This window comes from Spirillospora sp. NPDC046719 (genome assembly GCF_040645715.1).
Lineage (GTDB): Bacteria > Actinomycetota > Actinomycetes > Streptosporangiales > Streptosporangiaceae > Spirillospora.
The window spans coordinates 1-22,220 of the sequence record NZ_JBEYYT010000136.1; the positions used below are offsets into that span (position 1 = coordinate 1).

Consider the following 22,220-nt stretch of genomic DNA (forward strand, 5'->3'; position numbering starts at 1 on the left):
ACGGCACACCGGGCCGCAGCCCGTGGTGCCCGAGGCCCAGCCCGTGGTGCCCGAGCCGGGCTCCCGGCGCCAGCAGATCCCCTGGGAGACCGGGCCGCTGGAGCAGGTCGCCGGGGAGGGCCCGTACGCCGGCGGCTCCCGCGACGGGGCGCCGGCCCGCGGCCGCGCCGCGGACCCGCGGCGCCGCGAGCCCGTCCCGGAGCCCCGCGTCCCCGAACCGTCGGGTTACGAGCAGAACGGCTACGAGCGGAACGGCTACGAGCGGAACGGTTATGATCAACCCGCTCCCTCCGCGCATCAGCCGCCGGCGCCGGCCGGAGCGAAGCCGCCGCCGCGGGTGCCCGAGCGTTCGCCGATCTTCGATGCGATGCAGTCGGAATGGTTCCAGCGCCGGACGGGAGGGGACGTGGCCGAGGATCCGGGCAAGGGCTGGGAGTCCCCCGCGGACGAGGGCTTCCGCGCCGCCGAGGCGATCCGCGAACCCGTCGCGGGCAGCCGCACGCAGGTCGGGCTGCCCAAGCGCGTCCCCGGCAAGAACCGCATCCCCGGGGCGGTCGGCAACCGGCCGGCCGCGGGGGGCGGGCAGCAGCCCCAGGCGGCGCCGCCCGCGGGCGGCGGCCGGACGCAGCCGGTGCCGCGTCCGGGGGCGCCCGTGCAGGACCAGCAGTCGTCCGGCCAGTCGGCCGACGTCGTGCGCAACCGTTTCGCGAGCCTGCAGCGCGGCGTCCATCGGGGCCGCAACGAGGCGCGTGGCGGGGGCACGTCAGGTGAGGTGCCGTCACAGGGTGACGGCGAGACGGGAGGCACCCGGTGAGCGGGCAGGATCTCAACTGGTTGGTGACGAACTTCGCGGACCGTGTCGCGAAGGTCGCGCACGCCGTCGTGGTCTCCTCCGACGGATTGCCGATGGCCTACTCCGCGGGCTTCCCGCCCGAGCGGGCGGACCAGCTGTCGGCGATCGCCTCGGGGTTGATGAGCCTGACCCAGGGCGCGGCGAAGATCTTCGACGCGGGTGGCGTGAACCAGACGGTCGTGGAGATGGACCGCGGCCTGCTGTTCGTGATGTCCATCGCGAACGGGTCGGTGTTCGCGGTGCTCGCGGCGCCCGACTGCGACCTCGGGCTCGTGGCCTACGAGATGACGCTGCTGGTCGAGCGGGTGGGCCGGGTGCTGACGCCGGCGCTGCGCGCGCAGGAGCAGCAGCAGCCGTACGGCGGCCCCTCGGTGACCGAGATGGGCGCCGGCCCCGCCCGCTTTTGACCGTGACTGACTCTGACGGAGGTCGGCGACATGGATCGAGGCAGTCCCTTCGGAGGCGGTCCGGGAGGTCCCGGGCGCTGGCCCGGTGATCCGCGCTCGGTGCAGGACCGGCCGGGCGGGCGGGACGAGGGGGACAGCAGCTCGCTGGTGCGCCCCTACGCGGTGACCGGCGGGCGCACCAAGCCGCGGTACGACCTGGCGATCGAGGCCCTGGTGACGGCGGCGCCGTACCCGCCGCGCGACGTCGCCATGCTGACCCCGGAGTACCGGGCGATCATGGACCTGTGCCGGTCGGCCCGCTCGGTGGCCGAGGTGTCCGCGCTGCTGCGGATGCCGCTCGGGGTGGCCCGGGTCCTCGTCGCGGACATGGCCATGGAAGGGCTGCTGCGCCTGCACCAGTCGACCCCCACGACGGCCGGCGGCCAGCCGGACCTCCGCTTGCTAGAAAGGGTGCTCAGTGGCCTTCGGAAGCTCTGACCAGGTCCCGCCCCCGGGGCCGCACGGACCCGAGGCGGAGCTGACCTCGGTGAAGATCGTCGTCGGCGGCGGGTTCGGCGTCGGCAAGACCACCTTCGTCGGATCGGTCTCGGAGATCATGCCGCTCACCACCGAGGCGGTGATGACCGCGGCCAGCGCCGACGTGGACGACCTGTCGGCCGTCCCGGACAAGACGACCACCACGGTCGCGATGGACTTCGGCCGCGTGTCGCTGGACAGCGAGCTGATCCTGTACCTGTTCGGCACCCCCGGCCAGCACCGCTTCTGGTTCATGTGGGACGACCTGGTCCGCGGCGCGATCGGCGCCGTCGTGCTGGTCGACACCCGGCGGCTGGAGGACTGCTTCGCGGCGGTCGACTACTTCGAGGAGCTCGGCCTGCCGTTCGTGGTGGGCGTCAACGGGTTCCACGGCGAGTTCCAGTACGCGATCGAGGACATCCGCGAGGCGCTGTCGATCAGCGGCCACGTGCCGATCGTGCAGTGCGACGCGCGCAGCCGCGAGTCGACGAAGCAGGTGCTGATCACGCTCGTGCAGCACGCGATGTCGGTGCACTCCGCGGGCGCCCCGGCGGGCGCCCCCGCGCCGCCCGCCGCGTCCGGCGGGCAGCTGGGCACGGCGTCGCCGAGCTGGACCTGACGCGGGGCCGGATCCCGGACCGGATCCGGCGCCTCGCGACCCGCGGGCCCCGCCGGTGTCGGCTGTCCCACATCCCGGATGGTTACGGTCGCGTAGATTGTGTGCACGATGCATGATTGTCTGACGTGACCGACTTTGAACCAGTGCCAGGGCCCGCGATGGACGGACTGGAGAAGATCCGTACCTACGTGGCCATCGGCGACAGCTTCACCGAGGGCTTGAACGACCCCTACCCCGGCGAGGACGACCGCTTCCGCGGCTGGGCCGACCGGCTCGCCGAGCACCTCGCCGAGCACACCCCCGGCCTGCGCTACGCGAACCTCGCGGTGCGCGGCAAGCTCGTCCGGCAGATCGTGGACGACCAGGTGCCCCGCGCCGTCGAGCTGAACCCCGACCTGGTGACGTTCTGCGCGGGCGGCAACGACATGATCCGCCCCGGCGCCGACCCCGACGCGCTCGCGGTGGTGTTCGACGACGCGGTCCGGCGGCTGCGCGCCACCGGCTCCCGCGTGGTGATCTTCACCGGGTTCGACACCCGCGGGCTGCGCAGCGGCTCGCGCATCCGCGGCAAGGCCGCCACCTACAACATGCATCTGCGCGCCATCGCCGACCGCCGCGGCTGCTCGGTCGTCGACCTGTGGTCGCTGCGGATCTTCAACGACCCACGCGCCTGGTACGAGGACCGGCTGCACCTGTCGCCCGAGGGGCACCGCCGCATGGCGCTGGTCGTCGCGGGCGTCGTCGGCGTCCCGGTGAAGGACGACTGGCGCGAGCCGTGGCCGCCGCTGGACCCGGTGGACTGGCTCACCTCGCGCCGCGAGGACCTGCACTGGGCCCGCGCCTACCTGCTGCCGTGGATCGGCCGCCGCGCGACGGGCCGCTCGTCCGGCGACGGACGCGGCCCGAAGCGGCCGCTCCCGACGGAGTTGCGGTCGCGGGAGACGGCGGGCTGACCCGAGGGCCACGTTTCCCGGGCGGGCGCGCTAGGCGCGGGGGGCCTCGTGCGTCGCGCCCGACGGGGCCGGGGGCTCGCCGTCACCGCGGGCGGCCCCGCGCGGGGGATTGGGGGCGGCGGTTCCGTGCGCGGACAGGGCCGCCTCCAGCGACGCCTGGACGGGGATGCGGCGGTGCAGGCCGGTGATCTCCAGGGCGCGGCGGACGACCGGACGCGGGCCGGCGAGGGTGAGGCTGCCGCCCGCGGCGGTGGCGGCCTTGTAGCAGCCGACGATGACCGACAGGCCCTGGGAGTCCATGAAGTCCAGCTCGGCGAGGTCGAGGATGAGGTGGTCGCCGTGCTCGCGGCGGGCGGCCTCCAGGTGCCGGCGCAGCTCGTCCGAGCCGGCGATGTCGAGTTCGCCGCGCAGGCGCACGACGGCGCGTCCGGCGTGCGAGCGGGCGGTCACTTCGAGCGGTGGCACGGGGGTTTCCGCCTCCTCGGGGGCCGGGCGCCGCCGGGCGCGGCGCCCGGCGGTTATTTTCCGTATGACAACTATCGCCGAGGAGCGGCCGCGTGCCAACCCGGCGCGACGGGATGTGCGTGATCGCGCCGGGTCGTAGGGTGCTTGCCAGACGTGACGTCCCCGCCCCGCCGCATAGGAGAAGGACCAGGTGCGTTCCCCCCGGCTGCCGGACCATCTCGAACTGCTGCTCACCGAGGAGCCCGTGCTCGACGTGTACGCCCACGGCCCGTGGCGCGTGCCCGACGGGCTCTACGAGCGCATGCGGGAGCGGGCCGTCGCCTACAACGCCGACCCCCGCGCGGCGCTGCTCCCGCGCCGGCTGAGCGACTTCTACGGGGAGGGGACGAGCGCGGCGGGCGCCGAGCAGTGGTCGCTGCTGACGTTCCTGCTGGGCGCGTCCGCAGTGCGGGGCGGGTCCCGCGGCGACGTCGACTACGAGCTGCTGTCGGACTTCCTGGCGACACCGGAGCCGGCCGTCCGCGAGCCGGTCGCGTGGTTCACCCAGGGCGGGCGGTGGCGCCCGCCGGGCCTGTGGCTGCCCGAGCCGGCCGGAGACGACCGCGAGCTGCGGACGGTGATGCTGGAGCTGGCGCGCGACGGACTGGACGTCTTCGACGGCCTGGAGCCGCTGGAGCGGCGCCGGCGGGCGCTCGCGGGCCTGTTCGACCGGCGGGCCGCCGACCCGGAGCTGCGGGAGCTGGACCTGACGGTCCCGCAGGAGCGGCTGGAGGAGGTGTGGACGGCCGGGCTGACCGACGAGGAGCTGGCCGTCCTGCCCGAGCTGGCCGGGCCCGTCGGGTACCTCGGCTGGGCGTGCGACGGGCTCGACGCGGCGCACGCGCGGCTGTCGGAGGCCGTCCTGGACGGCGACGGCGCGGACGCGGCGCTGGCGAAGCTGCTGCTGGCGGCCGAGGCGGCGGCCGTCCCGGCGGAGTTCGCGGTCGCGCTCGGGGCCGACCGCTACGAGAACCTGCAGGAGCGGTTCCGCGCGGTCCGCGCCGGGTTCTCCGTCGAGGCGTGGCAGCAGGACGTGCGCGGTTGGCTGGCGCGCGGGCTGGTCGCGGGGGAGGCGGACGCGGCGCGGGCGTGGCTGGACATGGCGGTCCGCGTCACCGGTGCCGTGCAGGGCCTGCCGGACGCGCCGACGAGCCCGCGCTGCCGCGTCCCGGTGCGCCCGTTCCAGTCCGATCTGCGAAGGCTGTTCGCGGCGCGCCGCGTCGTCAACCCGCTGGTCGGCCTGCTCTCCCCGGACGCGCCGGGCGAGCCCCGCCCGGTAGGACCGTCCGGGCGGGGCGAGGGCGCCCAGGACGGCCCGGCGCAGGACGAGCCGGGCGACGAGCTGGTCGGGCAGCCGGAGCTGGCGCGCGCCGTCCGGGACGCGCTGGCGGCGCGGCTGGCGGGGGAGCGGCCCGTCCGGCTGCTGATCGCCGGTCCAGAGGGCACCGGCAAGGGCACCGCCGTCGAGCTGCTGGAGCGGCGGCTGGCCGCGGGCGGCGCCGTCCGCGAGGCGCTGTGGGTCTCCGACCAGGTGTTCGCCTCGCTCGGCGTGAGCGACGCGGCGCTGTGGCTGCAGGCCCGCGTCCGCGACTGCGTCGAGGGCCGGATGCTGCTGGTCGTCGACGACCTGGAGCGGCTGGTCTCCTACGAGCGCTGCGGCGCCGCGGCGGTCGAGGAGCTGCGCCGGCTCATGGCGCGCTCGCCGCGCCTGGACGTCGTCGCGCTGTGCCGCCCCGGGGGCGACCGGCGGCTGTTCGACGCCAACCCGGCGCTCGTCCGGGCGTTCGACGTGGCCCGCACGCACGACTTCGCCGAGGACGACTTCGCCGAGCTGTTCACCCGCGCCGTGCGCGCGCGGGGCGCCGTGGTGCCGGACGAGGTCGCCGCGACCGCCGGTGTGCTGCTCAGCCGGACGCCGCCGCTGCTGAACCTGCGGGGCGCGCGGCTGGCGGAGCACACCGCGGCGCAGTGCGTCGCGTCCGCGCGGGCCCGCGGCGACCGGGACGTCCCGGAGGTGACCGCCGCCGACCTGCCGCAGCGGCTCATCCCGGGCCGGCCCGCCGAGACCGACCCGTTCGCCGAGCTCGCCGCCTGCGCCGGCATCGCGCCGGTCAAGCGGGAGGTGGACGCGCTGGTCGCCGAGGCCAAGGCGGCCCGGCTGCGCCGCGAGGCGGGCATGGCGCTCGCCGCGCGCCCCCGGCACCTGGTGTTCACCGGCAACCCCGGCACCGGCAAGACCAAGGTCGCGCGGATCCTCGGCCGGATCTACGCCGGGCTCGGCGTGCTGTCGTCCGGGCACATGGTGGAGGTGGAGCGCGCCGACCTGCTCGGCGAGTACGCCACCGAGAGCGTGCTGCGGGTGCGCCGCGCCGTCGAGCAGGCGCTCGGCGGGGTCCTGGTCGTCCGGGACGCGCACGCGTTCGTCGCGGCGGCGGCGGTGGACGCCGTCCGGGGCCGCGAGGTCCTGGACGTGCTCCTCACGACCGTCCAGGCGCACGCCGACGACCTGGTGGTCGTGCTGACCGGTCCGCAGGCGGAGATGAACGGGCTGCTGAAGTCCCATCCCGACCTCGCCGCGCTGTTCCCCCGCACCGTCCACTTCCCCGACCTCACCGACGACGAGCTGGTGCAGGTGTTCGCGGGCAAGGCCGCCGACGGCGGGTTCGCGCTCGCCCCCGGCGTCCTCGACAAGGTCCGCGCGCTCGCCCAGGCCGCGCCGCGCGACAACGGCTTCGGCAACGCCCGCATCATGATCAACCTGCTGGACCGGGCGGTCGCGATGCAGGGCCGCCGGGTCCTCGCCGACGGCGTCGTCGACGAGACCGAGTCGCTCGACGAGATCCTCCTGGAGGACGTCCCCGACGCCCTCGCCCGCGCCGGCGGCGACGTCTCCTCCGACCCGCTCGGCGAGATCGCCCGGCTCATCGGGCTCAAGGAGATCAAGCGGCAGGTGGACGCGCTGGTCGCCGAGGCCCGCGCCGAGCAGATGCGCCGCGACGCCGGCGTGCCGCTGACCGCCCCGACCCGGCACATGGTGTTCATGGGCAACCCGGGCACCGCGAAGACGACCATCGCGCGGCTGATCGCGGCGGTGTACGCCCGGCTCGGCCTGCTGTCGTCCGGGCACCTGGTCGAGGTCACCCGCGCCGACCTCGTCGCCGAGTTCATCGGGCAGACCGCGCCCCGGGTGCGGAGCGCGGTCGAGCGGGCCCTCGGCGGCGTGCTGTTCATCGACGAGGCGTACGCGCTGACCTCGGCGGGCGGCGGCGACCAGCGCGACTTCGGCCACGAGGCGATCGCCGAGCTGCTGCGGCTGATGGAGGAGCACCGCGCCGACCTGGTGGTCATCGTGGCGGGCTACGACGCGGAGATGGAGCGCTTCCTGAAGTCCAACCCGGGCCTGGAGTCGCGCTTCCCGCAGGTCCTGCGCTTTCCCGACTACTCCGACGACGAGCTCGTCACGATCTTCGAGCTGATGGCGGCGACGGCCGGCCTCACGCTGGACCCGGGCGTCCCGGGCGCGCTGCGCCGGATCGTCGCCGCCCAGCCGCGCGGCTCCTCGTTCGGCAACGCCCGCCTCGTCCGGAACCTGCTGGACGCGGCGGTGTCCCGGCAGGCGCAGCGCATCACCGCCGCCCACGACGCGGACCCCGCCGCCATCGACCCCGCCGAGGTCCGCCTCCTGCGCCCGGAAGACCTCCCGGAGACACCGCCGGAGGACACGGGCGCCAACGCCTTCGGCCCCTACATCTGACCGTTCCGGCCCGGCCCCGCGGGGGAGCGCCCCGGGGAGAACCAGTGGCGCGGGTGGCGGGTCAGGTTGTACCCGCCGACGGCGGCGACGGCGGCCAGGAGCCCGCCGCCGAGCGTCCACCACCACCGGCTGGACGGCCAGGAGAACCAGCCCTTGACGCGCTCGGACGGCTTCGGCGCCGAACTGGCCGCGGACGGCGACGCCTCCGGTGCGGCGCCCGGCGGGAGGGTCGCCCCCGGGTTGACGGCCGGGGACAGCGGCGACTTCAGCTTCGCCCCGGCCGGCTGCGCGTCGCCGTTCCGCGCGCTGATCCTCACGTCCGCCTGGATCCGCTGCCCGAGGTCCTGCTCGGGCAGGCTGCTCGCCGACAGGCGCAGGTAGTAGGTGCCGGGCAGCGGGTCGTCCGACCACGGCTCGGCCCACGCGCGGATCTGCCGCAGCGTACAGCGGAGCCGGACGCTCGCCGCGCCCGCGGCGGCGGTCGCGTTCTGCGGCCCGGCGGTGCACGCCTGGCGGCGGCGCAGTCCGTCGAAGACGTCGGCCGTGTACGTCGCGGCGCCGTGCCGGCTCGCCGCGGGCGGCAGCGTGACGGTCACGGTGACGCGGTCGGTCTGCCCGGCGGAGGCCGCGAACGACCAGTACAGGTGGTCGCCGGTCGACGCGGACACCCGGACCGGCTGTCCCGGTTCCACGACGGTGGCCGTCAGGAAGGACGTCCCGGCCGTGCCGACCGTCGGGCGGGGGCTGGGCGAGCCTCCGCCGGCGGCGGCCGGCCCGGCGGCGAGGAGAAGGATGAGGCCGCCGGCGGCGGAGGCGGCGAGCAGGGATCCGGCGAGGCGGGGGGTGGCGCGCACGGTCAGTTCTCCTTCCAGACGGCGATCCGCCAGCGGGCGAGCCATCCGATGATCAGGCCGGCGGCGAGGCCGGTCACGGTGAGCACGACCAGGAGGAGCCAGCCGCGGCCTAGGTCGGGGCCGCCCGGGGCGTCCGAGGACGGCACCAGGTCGACGGTCAGCTCCACCGGCATGCCGGGCGCCGCCGCCCGCACCGCGCCGGGAGCGGAGAAGGAGTTGCTGACCACCATGCAGACCGGGTCCCCGCCGGTCCCGCCGTCCGGCGAGGGGGACGCGGACGCGTCCGCCCCGTCCTTCTTCTGGTCCGACCAGCGCAGGCCGGTGGAGAGCACGTCGGTGCGCCCGCTGCCCGCGTCGGTGCCGCGGACGAGTTCCTGCCCGTCCTGGGACACCGCGCGCAGCAGCACCCCGTAGTCGGGGTTGAGCCGGCGGTCGAGCGAGACGCTCACGGAGGCGCGCAGCTCCTGCCCCGGCGCCACCACCACCCGGTACCAGCGGTGCTCGCCGAACCGCTCCCGGTCGGTGTAGACGCCGGGCGAGAGCACCGGGGCGTCGGCGCACCCCGCGCCCCCGTCGACCGCGCGCGGGGTCCGCTTGTAGGTCGTGCCGGCCCGCTGGACGAGCTGGTTGAGCCGCCCGGTCAGGTCCTGCTGGTGCTGGACGGCCGTGTACGTCCCGCCCGTGGCGTCGGCGATGCAGGTGAGCTGCTGCCGGACCTTGGCGTCCAGGGTGAGCCCGAGGGTGTCCACGACCAGGTGCGTCCCCTGGGCGGCCAGCTCGCGGGCCACGTCGCAGGGGTCGGGCGGCGAGCAGGTGTCCTCGCCGTCGGTGATGAGGACGATCCGCCGCGTCGTCTCGCCGGTCCCGAGGTCCCTGGCCGCCGCGCGGAGGGCGAGCCCGATCGGCGTCCAGCCGGTGGGGCGCAGCGTCGCGATCGCGGCCTTCGCCTCGACCTTGTTCACCGGCCCGACCGGGGCGATCTGCCGGGTGTCGCGGCATCCGACGGACTTGGGGCTGCCGGGGAAGCGGTACTGCGAGCCGAGCACCCGGATGCCGAGCTGCGTCTCGGCGGGCAGGGCGTCGACCACCTCGCCGAAGGACCGCTGGGCGACGGCGATGCGGCTGAGCCCGTCGATGTCCCGGGCGCGCATGGAGCCGCTCACGTCGAGCACGAGCTCCACCTTGGGCGGCTCCGCGGTGCCGCCGTCGTCGGCGGCGACGGGGGGCGCCCCGGACATCGTCAAGGCGGCCGCGAGGGCGAGCAGGCAGCCGCCGGCGAGGGGTCGTCTGATGATCACCGGAGGATCCTAATGACGCCGGACGGCCCGCGGGACCAAGATCAGATACTCCGGTCCGGCGCCGGCCGCCTCCGCTCCGGCCGGGCCCGCGGGAGGCCCCGGATCCGCCCGGCCGGACCCGGGCGGAGGCCGAGGTCAGACGTCCTCCACCCGGTAGGCGGCGGCTTGCAGGCCGTAGAGGTCGGCGTAGAGCCCGCCGGCGGCCATCAGGGCCGCGTGGTCGCCCTCCTCGGTGATCTTGCCGTGCTCCAGCACGTAGATCCGGTCGGCGTAGCGGACGCTGGCGAGCCGGTGGGTGATGAGCAGGACGGTGCGTCCGGCGGCGTGGTCGCGGATCTTGTCGAACAGCAGGTGCTCGGCGCGGGCGTCGAGGCTGGCGGTGGGCTCGTCGCAGATCAGCAGCGGCGCGTCCCGGTAGAAGCCGCGGGCCACGGCGAGCCGCTGCCACTGCCCGCCGGACAGCTCGGCGCCGCCCCGGAAGCGGCGGTCCAGGAGCGTGTCGTAGCCGCGGGCGAGGTCCGCGACGACCTCCTCGGCGCCGGACGCGCGGGCGGCGGCCAGCACGGCGGGGTCCTCCGGCTCGCCGGGGCGGCGGTCGGGGCCGCGGCCCATCGTGATGTTCTGCCGGGCGGTCATCGGCCAGTGCGTGTACTCCTGAGCGATGACGGCGACGCGGCTCCACACCTCGTCCTGGGGGACGTCGGCCAGGGACACGTCGTCCCAGCGGACCTCGCCGCTGTCGGGGTCGTAAAGCCCGGCCATGATCCGGGAGAGGGTGGTCTTGCCGGACCCGTTCTCGCCGACGAGCGCGACGACCTCGCCGCGGCGCATCTCCAGCGAGACGCCGTTGAGCGACGGTGCGTCGGAGCCGGGATAGGTGAAGGTGACGTCCCGGACCCGGATCCGGTCGAACGCGGCGGGCAGGACGGGCCGCTCCGCCCGGGGGCCGGGGCCGGGGCCGGGCGGCGCCGCGAGGGCGCGGTGCGGGATCAGGGCCTCCGCCGCGTCGCAGAAGGCGAGGTAGTCGCCGAAGTACAGGCCCTCCTCGTAGCACTGGTTGACCGCGAACACGAGGTTCACCAGCGACGTCTGCCCGCTCCTGATCGCCAGGACGGCCGTGCCGGCGACGGCCAGCGGCACCCATCCCTGCCACAGCATGACCCCGAGCGCGACGTAGACCCCGGCGGTCGCGACGCCCTTCAGCACGTCCCCGGTGATCTTCACGTAGGTCTGCCGCCGGGCCAGGCCGAGCTCGACGCGGCGCTGGTAGGCGGCGAACCGGTCGTACTCGCCGAGCAGGAACGGCCGCATGGTGAAGGCGCGGACCTCGGCGGCGTGCCGCCGCTCGGTCATCAGGCCGGACAGGATCCACTTGCGCCGGGCGACGCCGACCAGCGCGAGCATCGTCTCGTACCGCATCCGGGCGCTGCGCACCGACGCCCAGCCCTCCGGGACCGCGGTGAGCAGGAGCAGCGGCAGCAGCAGCGGGTGCAGCACGCCGAGCGTCCCGGCGGCCGCGACCATCCCGACGGCGCCGGTCAGCACGTCCACGGCGTGCTGGACGACCTGGGGCGCCGCGCTCATCCCGCGGGTCTCGGCGCGCTGCAGGTCGTCCAGGAACGCCGAGTCGTCGAGGGCGGTCAGGTCCGCGGCCGTGGTCGCCTCGTACAGCCGCAGCTCGACCAGCCGCTGCACCTGCGGTTGGAGGCGGGCCTGCGTCCAGCCGGCGGCGGCCTGCAGGCCCGACCGCAGCGCCACCGAGCCCGCGACGAGCGCCAGCGACGGCAGCGCGTCGCGGACCCGGCCGGGCGTCGGCCCGGCGTCGAACAGGGCGGTGAGCACGCCGGTCGTGGCCAGCAGCCCGAACGCGGTGAACAGCCCGGCCGCGAGGTTGAGGGAGATCGTCGCGGCCGTGTCGGCGCGGCTCGCGCGCCAGGCCAGCCCGGCCGCCTGCGCGATCACCGCGGGGAGCCTGCGGGCCATGGTGCCCATCCCGGTCTCGGCGAGCTCGCCGTCCTTGGCGTGCCACACGTGCGCCGACAGCTCCGGCAGCTGCGATTCGGACAGGTCGTCCGGTCCGGCGCCGGTCGGATCCGGCCGGCGCGGCCGGCGTGCGAGCAGCGGGAACCTCCGGGCGATGCGCAGTCTCGCACCCATGCGCCGCCCTCCGCGCGTTTGTGCCATCGAAGGGCAGTGTGCGCCTTAAGGGGGACGCTGTCCGCTTCACATGTCACATAACGCGGTGATTTGGAGGTGTGGACAATCATGCGCCGGATGGACGCGGCACTCCGCGCGTTTGTCTAGGGTCTACGGCATGACCGGCGGCCGGGCCCGGTGGCCGGACACGGAGGAAGGACGACGGCGTGGCCCGCGACAGGCACGACTCCGTACGCGCGGAGCACCAGCACGCCGCCTACGGGCGGGAGGCGTACGGCGACCCGTACGATGATCCGTACGCGGGCGACCAGCTCGCCGGAGGCCGGGTGTACCCCGACGGGCCGGCGGGCGGCCCGCCGGCGCGCCGCCGCAGGCGGCGCCGCTGGCCCCGGATCCTCGGCGTGATCGCCGCCGTGCTCGTCCTGCTGATCGTCGGCGGCTACTTCTACCTCGACTCGCGGCTGGAACGGGAGTCGGTCCTCGTCGACTACCCGGGACGGGTCGCCGACACCCCCGGCACCAACTGGCTGATCGTCGGCTCCGACAGCCGCAAGGGCCTGGACAAGGCGGCCCAGAAGAAGCTCCACACCGGCTACGCGGCCGGGCGGCGCACCGACTCGATGATGCTGCTGCACTACGGCGCCGGCGGCACGTCCCTCGTCAGCCTCCCGCGCGACTCCTACGTCCCCATCCCGGGGCACGGCTCCAACAAGCTGAACGCGGCGTTCGCGTTCGGCGGGCCGAAGCTGCTCGCGCAGACGGTGGAGAAGGCGACGGGCGTGCACATCGACCACTACGCGGAGATCGGGTTCAACGGGTTCGTGGGCGTGGTGGACGCCGTCGGCGGCGTCAACATCTGCGTCAAGGAGGACCTCAAGGACCCCAAGGCCGGGATCGACCTGAAGGCCGGCTGCCAGAACCTCAAGGGCAGCGACGCGCTCGGCTACGTCCGCAGCCGCCACTACGCCCGCGCCGACCTGGAGCGCGTCGAGCACCAGCGGCAGTTCTTCGGCGCGCTGATGAAGAAGAGCTCGAGCCCGGCGACGCTCCTCAACCCGTTCCGCAGCGTCCCGCTCGCCCTGCACTCCACCAGCAACTTCCTCGTGGACGACGGCGACCACCTGTACGACCTGGTGCGGATGATGTGGGCGATGCGCGGCGTGTCCAACGGCGGCGTGACGACGACCGTCCCGATCGGCGGCACCGGGTCCTCGCCGAGCGTCGGCGCCTACATCACCTGGGACAAGACCAAGGCGTCGGAGCTGTTCGGCGCGCTGAAGCAGGGGCAGCCCATCCCGTCCGACCTCGTCCAGAAGTGAGCCGCGCGCCGGTCGGGGCCGCGGGCCCCGACCGGGCGCGGGCGTGGCATAGAGTCGGTCCATGGCGGATGTGACGTCTGAGGACGGAAAGCAGGACGACCTGTCGACCCTGTCGTCCAAGGAGCTCCACGACCGGGCGATGGAACGCGCCAAGGAGCGGCACGACGTGGGCTTCCTGTGGGACCTGCTGCGCGCCATCCCGGCCGCCGCCGCGGCCACCGGCGAGGTCGACCGCGCCGAGTTCGACCTCCTCCACGGGCTGTCGCTGCTGCGCGAGTTCACGCACGCCGGGCAGGGCGAGATGGCCGACGCCCTCCGGCCCTTCTACATCGAGTACCTCACCGAGCACGGCGGCTGAGCCCGCGTCCGCGCCAAGCGGACCTGACCCCGACTTTGCCCTGCCTTGATCTCCGTGCGGCCACCCTTGGGAACTACACTCCGTAGGCATCCGATCGCAGAGGGTGGTTGACGTGAACAAGAAACATCTGAAGGTGGCCTCTATCGCCTTCGTTGCGTGGTATGTCATCAGCAGGCCGGAGGGGGCGGCGAATCTGGTGAACAACGCCCTGAGCGGGTTGGGGACCGCGGCCGAGTCGTTGTCGCAGTTCATGAGCGCGATACCCAACTAGGAACCGCTCCCAGGCCCCGTACCCGCGGCGGGTGCGGGGCTTTTTCGCGCGCGGCAAGCAAGCGCTCTCCCCCGCGTCACAGTAAAATCCCGCTTTGCGAGCAGACGCGGCTGGGCATCATTGGATCGGGTCAATGTGTCGCTGCGCTACAACAGGGACGGCGTACGGATGAAGAAGAACCTCCGCTATGTGGCCATCGCCTTCGTCATCTTCTACCTGCTGAGCTCACCCCGGGACGCGGCCGGCTTCGTCAACAACGCGTTCACGCAGCTGGGAAGGGCGGGTGATCAGGTCTCCTCGTTCGTGAGCAGCCTGGACCTGTCCCCGTGACCCTCCGCCCGCGGATGCGATCCGGGCGGTGCGGGCCGGGGGTGATCGCCTAGGATCGGCCACATGTCCTTCTATGACGTGGAGATCGAGGGTCTGCGGGGCGGTTCCGCGGACCTCGGACAGTACCGGGGCAAGGCCGTGCTCGTCGTCAACGTCGCCTCCAAGTGCGGCCTGACCCCGCAGTACGCCGGCCTGGAGCGGCTGCAGGAGCGGTTCGCCGGGCGCGGCTTCACCGTCCTCGGCGTCCCCTGCAACCAGTTCATGGGCCAGGAGCCCGGCACCGCCGAGGAGATCGCGCAGTTCTGCTCGGCGACCTACGGGGTCACCTTCCCGATGACCGAGAAGATCGAGGTCAACGGCGACGGCAGGCACGCGCTGTACGAGGGCCTCGTCGGCGCCCCCGACGCCGAGGGGCACACCGGCGACATCCGGTGGAACTTCGAGAAGTTCCTGATCGCCCCGGACGGCGCGGTCGCCGCCCGGTTCGCGCCGCAGACCGAGCCGGAGTCCGCCGACGTCGTCGCCGCCATCGAGAAGAACCTTCCGGCCTGAGACGCCCCCGGAGGCGCCGGCCGCGCCCCGTCGATCCCGATCCGCCGCCGGCACTGTGAATCGCGCCACACGGGTTGTCGCTATTACATGGGGCGTCTAACTTGTGAGGTCGCGTCAGAACGTGGAGGTGCGCATGAGCGGGTGGACGGCGGCCGACATCCCCGATCTGCAGGGCCGGCGGGCGATCGTCACCGGGGCCAACAGCGGCATCGGCTACCACACGGCGCTGCAGCTCGCCCGGCACGGCGCGTCCGTCGTGCTGGCCTGCCGCAGCGCCGAACGCGGCCAGGCCGCCTTCGACCGGATCAAGGCCGCCGCGCCCGGCGCCGACGTCGCCCTCGGCGCCCTCGACCTCGCCGACCTCGCGTCGGTCCGCGCGTTCGCCGCCCGGCACGGCGAGGCGCCGCTGGACATCCTGGTCAACAACGCGGGCGTCATGGCGCTCCCGCGCCGCACCACCGCCGACGGCTTCGAGATGCAGTTCGGCACCAACCACCTCGGCCACTTCGCGCTCACCGGCCTGCTGCTGCCCGCGCTGCGCGCCGCCGCAGCCGCCCGCGTCGTCACGGTGACGTCCGGATTCGCGTGGAGCGGCCGGTTCCGCTTCGACGACCTGCACGGCGAGCGCCGCTACAGCAAGTGGGGCGCCTACGGCCAGGCCAAGCTCGCCAACCTCGTCTTCGCCCGCGAGCTGGACCGCCGCGTCCCCGAGATCACCAGCGTCGCCGCCCACCCCGGCTACGCCGCCACCAACCTCCAGGAGGCCGGCCCGAAGATGACCGGCAACTCCGTCATGGAGAAGGCGATGGTCGTCAGCAACGCCGTGGTGGCGCAGCCCGCCGCCGCCGGGGCGCTGCCCTCCCTGTACGCCGCGACGGCGCCGGACGTCGAGGGCGGCGCCTGCTACGGCCCGCGCCTCCTGCAGTTCCGCGGCAGCCCCGTCAAGGTGTTCACGCCGCCGCAGGCCGCCAAGGCCGGCCTGGGCGAGCGGCTCTGGCGGGTCTCCGAGGCCCTCACCGGCGTCGAGTACGCCCCGGCCTCCGCTTAGCGCGGCGGGCTCGGCCTAGCGGGGCGGGCTGGCGATGTCCCAGTCGAGGGTGGCGGGGATCGAGCCTTCGAGCGTGAGCAGCCAGCGCTTGACCTCGACGCCGGAACCGCCGCTGTAGCCGCCGATCCCGTTCGAGGCGACCACGCGGTGGCACGGCACGATCAGCGGGATCGGGTTGCTGCCCATCACCTGCCCGATCACCTGGGCGTGCACGCCGGTGCCGCTGCGGTCGCCCAGCTCGCCGTAGGTGATCGTCCGCCCGTAGGGGACGGTCTCGTACAGCGTGGTGAGCACCTGCCGCTGGACGTCGCCCGTGAGCCGCCAGTCGATCGGCAGCTCGAACGTCTTCAGGTCGCCGGCGAAGTAGTCGCGGAGCGCCGCGAGCGCCGGGTCGAGCCGGCCGGGCGCGTCCACCACCGGCAGGCCCGTCTTGCGGGCGGCCCGCTCGCGCGCCGCCGGGGTGTCGCGGAAGTCCAGCGACACGATCCCCGTCTCGGTCTCGCTCACGAGCAGCCGTCCCAGCACGGTGTCGACCGTGCCGAACGCGAGTGTCTCGGTCATCGTCGGGCGCTCCCTTCCGGTCCGTCCAGCCTGCCATCCAAGTCCGACATTCTCATCAACACCGCGGCGGCCCGTCACGTTGCGGCCGCGAGGGTCCGGTGCAGCCGGCCGGCCTCCTTCACCAGCCGGCTGGACCCGCCCCGCCCGGCGGCGGCCTCCAGCGCGGGGACCGTGCCGCGCGCGCCGATCGTCTCGGCGGTGCGGGTCCCGAGCGCCAGCAGGTCGGGAAGGCCGCCCGGGGCGCGCTCGCCGAGCGCGGGAAGCAGCTCGGGGAGCGCGGCGGCGACCAGCGTCCAGACGTCCGCGAGCGCGCCCGCGTCCGCGGCGGTGGTGAGCGCCTTGACCACCCTGCCGAGCTTGATCCGGTCGAAGGCGGCGAGCCGGCCGACCGCGACGCCGGTCTCCGCGGCGGGCAGGACGCCGCGCGCGCTCAGCGCGAGGAGGGCCTCGACCGCGTCGGCGCGGTGACGCTCGTGCCGGTTGGCCAGCGTCAGCGCGAGCAGCGTCCCGGTGGCGGCGCCTGCGGGGCCGTCGGCCTCGGCGAGGGCGAGGACCGTCGCGCCCTGCGACAGGTTCTCGTCGGTCAGGCACGCCTGGTAGGGGACGAGATGCGCCGCGGCGATCTCCCGGTGCGACGGCGTGATGCCCGGCCACCACGCGAAGGACGAGCGGTACGACGGCTGCCCGAAGTCCCGCCATCCCTCCTCGGGGAAGGCGCACAGGCGCGCGACGTCGGAGTCCCCGGGCATGGAGACGACGGAGAGGACCCGGGACGGGAGGCGGAGCTCGCGGTCGCCGACGGTCGCCATCGGCTTCTCGAGCACCTCGCACCGCACGTCCGGGTCGGCCGGCGGGCCCGCGGCGAGCCAGGCGGCCATCGCCCGCCCGGCCGGCGACCGCAGGGTCCCGGCCCGGGCGGCGGCCGCGGCATCGATCTCGCGCGGGACGCGGAGCATCGCCTGCGCCAGTTCGGCCCGCCCCGGTTCGGCGCCCGCCGCCTCCAGCCTTTCGAGCCGCTCGACGAGCACCACCGGATCGATCAGGCCGCCGGCGGTGGTCGGGGCCGCCAGCAGCACGGGCGCCTTGCCCAGGGACGCGGCGATCTCCCGGCCGCGCAAAGCGAGGAACCGGTCCATCTGGGGATCGAAGACCGTCGCCCCCTTGCGCGCCCAGCCCTTGACGAACGAGGCGAGCGCTTCGACCAGCCGGTTGGGCGCCTTTGCGACGAACAGGGACCGGACGGCCCACAGCGGCCAGTTCGCCTCGTGGTGAGCGCCGAGCGAGCCGTCCGGGTCGATCAGCCACGGCATCGGGGCCACCACGGGGCGCAGGGCGTCGCGGGCGGCGTCGGCGTCGTCGTGGGCGAACGCGACGAGCGCGGCCAGGAAGCGCTCGACCGCGAGCCAGTCCGGATGCTCGGTGCGCAGCAGTGCGTCGAACTCCGCCGCCATCTCGGCGGGGGACGCGATCGGCGCGGGCGTCTCGCGCGGCACGAACGGCGGGGGACCGGGCACCGCCGGGGCGTCGGACTCCACCTCGCCGAACGCGGCGGCGATCGTCTCGCGGAGCGGCCCTTGCAGCGCCGAGGCCGCGGCACGGACCTCCTCGCCCGCCTCCGCGGACGCCTTGCCCGCGTGCTTGGCGGCGATCTTGACGGCGCGTTCCCGCAGGTCGAGGGAGTCGCAGGAGAAGACGGCGGTGACCGCGCGGAGCGTGGCGTCCACCCGGGCGCGCTTGCGCGCGGTCCGGTCGGCCCAGGTCAGCCCGGCCCGGACCAGCTTGGCCTCCGGCCGGAACAGCACCGCGCCCGCCGCCTCCTCGAACAGCGGCCCGTCGACCCGCTCCAGCTCGTCGGCCCGGCGGACGGCCCGCAGCGCCAGGTCCGCGACCGTCGAGGGGGCGGCCGGCAGCAGCCGGGCGTAGTCGCGCACGCGCGCGACCACCTCGTCGTCCGTGGGCTCCAGGAGCTCGTGCAGCTGCACGAACCAGCGCAGCTCGTGCGGGGTGCCGCCGCGCAGGAACCGCCGGACGCAGCCGTCGATCAGCGTCTCGCGGGCGATCCGCCCCGTGGCGGCCAGCTCGGCCAGGGCGCCGGCCCAGGTCCTGCGCTCCCGGTCCCACTCCGCGCTGCTCCGGTCGAACGCGAGGGCCGCGCCGACGCCGTCCGCCTCGAACAGCCGGGGGACGAGCACGTCGAGGAACGGGTCGTCGGCGAGCGCCCGGGTGTCGGCGCCGCCGCTCGCCCACATCACGACGAACCCGTCGGCCGCCGGCGGCTCCGCGCCCGCCGACAGGGTGAGGCCCGCCGCCATGTGCCACCGCGGGAGCACCTCCTCCGCGAAGTCCGTCACCCGGATGCGCTCGGCGATGCGGCGGCCGACGTCGGCGCGCCACTCCGCGGGACGGCCCGCGGTGACCTTGTCCAGGTCCTTGCGCAGCTGCGGGCCCTGGGAGCGCAGCCACCACGAGTCGAACTCGCGGCGGCACAGCCATGCCGCCGCCGCGGCGGCCCCGCCGATCGTGCCCGCGCCCGCCAGCATCAGCGGCCGGTGGAAGCCCCTCTCCAGGTCCCCGAACCGGGTCGCGTCGCGCATCTCCTTCAGCCTGCCGGGCAGCCGGCCGGCGACCTCCTTGCGCCCCGCCGCGTCCAGCCGGGAGACCAGCGTGATCACCCGGCCGGCGTCCTTGGCGTCGATCGCGTCCCGGATCGCGTCCCAGCTCATCGCGCCGCCTCCGCGTCCAGCCCGGCGCTCAGGCCGGCCACCAGCGCGCCGTCGCGCCGGACGATCGTGGCCGCGAGGACGTGCTTGCACGGGCCGCGCTCGCCCCGGTGATCGAACCACCACGGGCACGTACAGGTGGTGCGGTCCTCCTCGAACCGGACGAGGCGCTCGCCGCCGTCGGTCGTCACGACCGCCGCGGCGTCGCCGGTGAACCTCACGGCGCCGTCCGCGACCAGCGCCCGCGCCGACCGCAGGCGCGGGTTCAGCCCCGCCACCAGCGCCGGGTCGTAGGGCAGCTCCCGGTGGAAGAACGCGGCCTCGGCGGTGTCGAAGCCGACCCGGCCGGACGTCCCGAGCTGGGTCAGCGCCGCCTTCGTCCGGTCGGGCGGGAGCCCGGACCGCTCGGACAGCAGGTCCGGGTCCACGCGCGGCTCGAACGACAGCAGCGCGCCGATCAGGTCGGCGTCGCCCGCGGCCTCGTCGGTCGCCAGGGCGCCGAGGACGGCGCCCTCCCCGGAGAACCCGCGCGACGGCTCCGGCGACAGCGTCAGGAAGTAGCGCATGCCGGGCAGCTCCAGCTCCCACACGCTCGCTACGGGCCCGCTCGCGGCGGTGGCCGGGGGCCCGTAGGCGCGCAGCGCGCGGGCGAACCGCAGCAGCGGGAGCATGGTCCGCAGCCGGTCGGGCCCGGCGAGGCACACCGCCCCCGGGGCCGGACGCGACGACAGCCGCAGCGTCCGGCCGGCCGGCGCCGCCCAGAGCGCCCCGCGTGAGCGGGCGGGCAGCGACCGCAGGAACCGCACGGCGTCCGGGCCCTTCAGCTCGGCCCGCGGGTCGAACCCGGCGGTGATCACCTGGACCTCGGCGAACCCGCGCAGCCACCGCTCCGGCAGCGGCACCTTCTTCTCCACGACCGCGCCGTCCAGCGTGGTCACCGCCAGCTCGTCGGCGCCCACCGCCAGGTGCAGCGGGTCCGACCCGCCGACGCGGGCGAGCGCCTCCCGCAGCGGGCCGTTGACGTCCACGTTCGTGGTGCCGCGCGCCAGGACGTCGCCGTCCAGCGCCGGCTCCAGCACGTCCAGCCGCGCGTACACGCCGCCGCACGCGGAGAACGACTCCATCCGCAGCCGGTCGCCGTTGCAGGTGACCACCGGGTCGCGGAAGCCGGTGGGGCGCGGCTGGAAGTACCGGGTCCGCGCCACGTCGGCCAGCGCGATCAGCCCCGCCGCGGCCGGCGCCGCCTGGGTGAGCACCCCGCTGAAGAAGTGCGGGTGGGCCTGCGGCCCGCCGCTCGTCGTCCCTCCGGACGTCGACAGCCCGAGAAGGCCGCCGTCCAGCCCGGAGGGACGCGTGTAGGAGTACGCCTGTGCCGCCGTCGCGCTGCTCGCCATGCCTCCACAAGGTAGAGATCACCAGCGACAAAAGCGCCAGAACCGGCGAATCACTCGATGATCCCCGGGAAGAGAAGGGCCAGCTCATGGGGGTACCGCGCGATGAGCCGGAGCTCGTCGTCGGTGAGGGGGCGGCCCGTCTGGGCGTTGCAGAGCTGGACGAGCCTGAACGACAGCTCCTCGTCGGCGGGCTCGACGCCGAGGCCGTCCATGACGTGCCGGAACCCGGCCTTGCCGCCGTACTCCCCGGTCAGGACGACGCGTCCGGGCCGCGCGTGCCAGTCGTCGGGGAACGGGCCGAGGGTCTCCTCGTCGTACAGCTCGTAGTTGCCGTGGTCCTTCAACGCCCCGTCGGCGTGGATGCCGGACTCGTGCGCGAACGCGTTCCGCCCGACGCCGACCTGGTTGTAGGGGAGCGGCTGGCCGAAGGCGTAGCTCGCCCACAGCGCGAAGCGGCGCGCCCAGGACAGGTCGATCGGGTCGCCGATCTCGGCGCCGGTCACCTGCGGGTCGAAGGCGTGCCGGAACGCGAGGATGGTCGACAGCAGGTCGGCGTTGCCGGACCGCTCGCCGATCCCGTTGACGCACGTGTTGATCCAGGCGTCCTGCCCGGCCTGAAGGTCGCCGAGCGCGCCGTGGATGGAGTTGGCGACGGCGAGGCCGAGGTCGTTGTGGCAGTGCGTCTCGACGGGGATGCCGATCGCGGAGGCGAGCTTGGCGAACCGCTCGCGGATGCGGTCCGGGGTGTCGCCGCCGATGGTGTCGCAGTAGCGGACCCGGTCGGCGCCGGCCTCCTTCGCGGCGAGCGCGAACTCGGTGAGGAACCCGTCGTCGGTGCGGGAGCCGTCCTCGGCGTTGACGCCGACGGTCCGCGCGCCGCCCGCCTTGGCCGCGCGGACGGCCGCGGCCATCTCGCGGATGACGGCGTCCCGGTCGAGCTTTCCGCGGAACTTGTTCGCGAGCATGTAGTCCGAGGTGGAGATGGACAGGTTGTAGTGCGCGAGCCCGGTGCCGCCCGCCCGGACCTGGACGGCCTTCTCCACGTCCTGCGGCACGCCCCGGCACCAGCCGGACAGCCGCAGGTCGCCGAACGCGCCCGCCTCCGCCAGCGCGATCTGCGCCCGGACGTAGGGGACCTCGTGGAACAGGAACGGGAAGCCGATCTCGGACTGCGCGACGCCGAGCCGTCCCAGGTAGAAGTTCACCATCGTCTTGCCGAACTTCGACAGCCCGGTCCGGGCGGTCTGGACGCCGTCGCGGTTGGTGACGTCGAGGAAGTGAATCTGTGGCATGCCCTCAGATTGACAGTCGGATCCATATGTATCAATATTGACGAAAATCAATGTCGATGGAGCGGGCATGGGCGAGAACGACCAGGTGGGCGGGTGGATCGACGCGGCGGCGGCCGCCGAACGGCTCGGTGTGAAGCCCGCCACGTTGTACGCCTACGTGAGCCGCGGCGTGCTGCGCCGCCGGCACGCCCCCGACGGCCGCCGCAGCCTGTTCGACGCCGCGCAGGTCGAGGAGCTGGCCCGGCGCGGCAGGCCCCGGCGCGGGCCCGGCCCGGGGGAGCTGGCGATCGAGTCGGCGATCACCGCGCTCGGCGCGGACCGCCCCTACTACCGGGGCCGCGACGTGCTCGGCCTGGCCGAGCACGGGTCGTTCGAGCGGGTCGCCGGCTGGGTCTGGACGGGCCGCGACGAGCCGGCGGAGGCGCCGTGGCGGGCGCGGGACGAGGGCGTCGCGGCGGCC

General features: G+C 74.7%; 20 protein-coding genes and 1 pseudogene. 13 read left to right on the forward strand and 8 right to left on the reverse strand.

The window, feature by feature from the left end; all coding sequences use genetic code 11:
* The 5 genes and pseudogenes from ABZ914_RS23145 to ABZ914_RS23165 all read left to right on the forward strand — a co-directional run.
* Positions 1-814 (forward strand): annotated as a pseudogene (locus ABZ914_RS23145) (nitrate- and nitrite sensing domain-containing protein); the annotation flags it as partial.
* Entirely contained in the window at positions 811-1,260 is a 450-nt protein-coding gene (locus tag ABZ914_RS23150) for a roadblock/LC7 domain-containing protein (RefSeq protein ID WP_151595997.1), read from the forward strand. The pseudogene ABZ914_RS23145 and the gene ABZ914_RS23150, both read left to right, overlap by 4 nt.
* A 30-nt stretch (positions 1,261-1,290) precedes the next feature.
* Positions 1,291-1,737, forward strand: a complete 447-nt coding sequence (locus ABZ914_RS23155) for a DUF742 domain-containing protein (protein WP_190865335.1) — start codon at positions 1,291-1,293, stop codon at positions 1,735-1,737.
* 40 nt (positions 1,738-1,777) lie between these two features.
* Positions 1,778-2,395, forward strand: coding sequence for a GTP-binding protein (locus ABZ914_RS23160; RefSeq protein WP_500195579.1), 618 nt, complete (start codon positions 1,778-1,780; stop codon positions 2,393-2,395).
* A 158-nt stretch (positions 2,396-2,553) separates the two neighbouring features.
* Positions 2,554-3,348, forward strand: coding sequence for an SGNH/GDSL hydrolase family protein (locus ABZ914_RS23165; RefSeq protein WP_500195556.1), 795 nt, complete (start codon positions 2,554-2,556; stop codon positions 3,346-3,348).
* 30 nt (positions 3,349-3,378) lie between these two features.
* On the opposite strand, the gene ABZ914_RS23170 is transcribed toward ABZ914_RS23165, so the two are convergent.
* On the reverse strand, positions 3,379-3,813 hold the full coding sequence (locus ABZ914_RS23170) for an STAS domain-containing protein (protein WP_500195558.1): 435 nt from the start codon (positions 3,811-3,813) through the stop codon (positions 3,379-3,381).
* 190 nt (positions 3,814-4,003) lie between these two features.
* Between ABZ914_RS23170 and ABZ914_RS23175 the strand changes: the two genes are divergently transcribed.
* The gene (locus ABZ914_RS23175) at positions 4,004-7,606 is read left to right on the forward strand and encodes an AAA family ATPase (protein WP_500195559.1); all 3,603 of its coding nucleotides are present in this window, start codon (positions 4,004-4,006) and stop codon (positions 7,604-7,606) included.
* Here the strand turns inward: ABZ914_RS23175 and ABZ914_RS23180 are convergent.
* The 3 genes from ABZ914_RS23180 to ABZ914_RS23190 form a co-directional block, all read right to left on the reverse strand.
* Positions 7,597-8,460, reverse strand: a complete 864-nt coding sequence (locus ABZ914_RS23180) for a hypothetical protein (protein WP_500195560.1) — start codon at positions 8,458-8,460, stop codon at positions 7,597-7,599. The two genes, ABZ914_RS23175 and ABZ914_RS23180, sit on opposite strands and share 10 nt — an antisense overlap.
* 2 nt (positions 8,461-8,462) lie before the next feature.
* A complete protein-coding gene (locus ABZ914_RS23185) occupies positions 8,463-9,758 on the reverse strand; it encodes a VWA domain-containing protein (protein WP_500195562.1) in 1,296 nt (431 codons plus the stop codon).
* Between the two features lie 135 nt (positions 9,759-9,893).
* Positions 9,894-11,915: an ABC transporter ATP-binding protein gene (locus ABZ914_RS23190; RefSeq protein ID WP_500195564.1), complete on the reverse strand. Its 2,022-nt coding sequence runs from the start codon at positions 11,913-11,915 to the stop codon at positions 9,894-9,896.
* Positions 11,916-12,121: 206 nt separating this feature from the next.
* Here ABZ914_RS23190 and ABZ914_RS23195 point away from each other — a divergent pair, with 206 nt between their 5' ends.
* The 6 genes from ABZ914_RS23195 to ABZ914_RS23220 all read left to right on the forward strand — a co-directional run bounded on the left by ABZ914_RS23195 (position 12,122) and on the right by ABZ914_RS23220 (position 15,793).
* The gene (locus tag ABZ914_RS23195; RefSeq protein WP_433248292.1) at positions 12,122-13,234 is read left to right on the forward strand and encodes an LCP family protein; all 1,113 of its coding nucleotides are present in this window, start codon (positions 12,122-12,124) and stop codon (positions 13,232-13,234) included.
* Between the two features lie 61 nt (positions 13,235-13,295).
* Positions 13,296-13,592: a hypothetical protein gene (locus ABZ914_RS23200; RefSeq protein WP_190865323.1), complete on the forward strand. Its 297-nt coding sequence runs from the start codon at positions 13,296-13,298 to the stop codon at positions 13,590-13,592.
* 112 nt (positions 13,593-13,704) lie between these two features.
* Entirely contained in the window at positions 13,705-13,863 is a 159-nt protein-coding gene (locus tag ABZ914_RS23205) for a hypothetical protein (protein ID WP_190865321.1), read from the forward strand.
* A gap of 168 nt (positions 13,864-14,031) precedes the next feature.
* A complete protein-coding gene (locus ABZ914_RS23210) occupies positions 14,032-14,193 on the forward strand; it encodes a hypothetical protein (RefSeq protein ID WP_190865319.1) in 162 nt (53 codons plus the stop codon).
* 63 nt (positions 14,194-14,256) lie between these two features.
* Positions 14,257-14,745 carry a glutathione peroxidase gene (locus ABZ914_RS23215; RefSeq protein WP_500195567.1) on the forward strand — a complete coding sequence of 163 codons (489 nt, stop codon included), beginning with the start codon at positions 14,257-14,259 and terminating at the stop codon, positions 14,743-14,745.
* 133 nt (positions 14,746-14,878) lie between these two features.
* Complete coding sequence (locus tag ABZ914_RS23220; protein ID WP_500195568.1) at positions 14,879-15,793, forward strand: oxidoreductase; 915 nt, start codon at positions 14,879-14,881, stop codon at positions 15,791-15,793.
* A 15-nt stretch (positions 15,794-15,808) separates the two neighbouring features.
* On the opposite strand, the gene ABZ914_RS23225 is transcribed toward ABZ914_RS23220, so the two are convergent.
* The 4 genes from ABZ914_RS23225 to ABZ914_RS23240 form a co-directional block, all read right to left on the reverse strand.
* The gene (locus ABZ914_RS23225) at positions 15,809-16,354 is read right to left on the reverse strand and encodes a methylated-DNA--[protein]-cysteine S-methyltransferase (RefSeq protein WP_500195570.1); all 546 of its coding nucleotides are present in this window, start codon (positions 16,352-16,354) and stop codon (positions 15,809-15,811) included.
* Between the two features lie 74 nt (positions 16,355-16,428).
* Entirely contained in the window at positions 16,429-19,077 is a 2,649-nt protein-coding gene (locus ABZ914_RS23230; RefSeq protein ID WP_500195572.1) for a DUF6493 family protein, read from the reverse strand.
* On the reverse strand, positions 19,074-20,468 hold the full coding sequence (locus tag ABZ914_RS23235; protein ID WP_500195573.1) for an SWIM zinc finger family protein: 1,395 nt from the start codon (positions 20,466-20,468) through the stop codon (positions 19,074-19,076). The genes ABZ914_RS23230 and ABZ914_RS23235 overlap by 4 nt, the downstream gene beginning before the upstream one ends.
* A gap of 50 nt (positions 20,469-20,518) precedes the next feature.
* Positions 20,519-21,760: a hydroxymethylglutaryl-CoA lyase-like TIM-barrel protein gene (locus ABZ914_RS23240; protein WP_500195575.1), complete on the reverse strand. Its 1,242-nt coding sequence runs from the start codon at positions 21,758-21,760 to the stop codon at positions 20,519-20,521.
* A 67-nt stretch (positions 21,761-21,827) separates the two neighbouring features.
* On the opposite strand from ABZ914_RS23240, the gene ABZ914_RS23245 reads away from it, so the two are divergent.
* The coding region (locus tag ABZ914_RS23245) for a helix-turn-helix transcriptional regulator (protein ID WP_500195577.1) at positions 21,828-22,220 on the forward strand (393 nt) is incomplete at its 3' end.

Coding starts and splice junctions, on each gene's coding strand:
- ABZ914_RS23210 (WP_190865319.1), top strand. CDS start 14,032: ATGAAGAAGAACCTCCGCTATGTGGCCATCGCCTTCGTCATCTTCTAC.
- ABZ914_RS23190 (WP_500195564.1), bottom strand. CDS start 11,915: ATGGGTGCGAGACTGCGCATCGCCCGGAGGTTCCCGCTGCTCGCACGC.
- ABZ914_RS23220 (WP_500195568.1), top strand. CDS start 14,879: ATGAGCGGGTGGACGGCGGCCGACATCCCCGATCTGCAGGGCCGGCGG.
- ABZ914_RS23230 (WP_500195572.1), bottom strand. CDS start 19,077: ATGAGCTGGGACGCGATCCGGGACGCGATCGACGCCAAGGACGCCGGC.
- ABZ914_RS23165 (WP_500195556.1), top strand. CDS start 2,554: ATGGACGGACTGGAGAAGATCCGTACCTACGTGGCCATCGGCGACAGC.
- ABZ914_RS23155 (WP_190865335.1), top strand. CDS start 1,291: ATGGATCGAGGCAGTCCCTTCGGAGGCGGTCCGGGAGGTCCCGGGCGC.
- ABZ914_RS23235 (WP_500195573.1), bottom strand. CDS start 20,468: ATGGCGAGCAGCGCGACGGCGGCACAGGCGTACTCCTACACGCGTCCC.
- ABZ914_RS23240 (WP_500195575.1), bottom strand. CDS start 21,760: ATGCCACAGATTCACTTCCTCGACGTCACCAACCGCGACGGCGTCCAG.
- ABZ914_RS23225 (WP_500195570.1), bottom strand. CDS start 16,354: ATGACCGAGACACTCGCGTTCGGCACGGTCGACACCGTGCTGGGACGG.
- ABZ914_RS23215 (WP_500195567.1), top strand. CDS start 14,257: ATGTCCTTCTATGACGTGGAGATCGAGGGTCTGCGGGGCGGTTCCGCG.
- ABZ914_RS23200 (WP_190865323.1), top strand. CDS start 13,296: ATGGCGGATGTGACGTCTGAGGACGGAAAGCAGGACGACCTGTCGACC.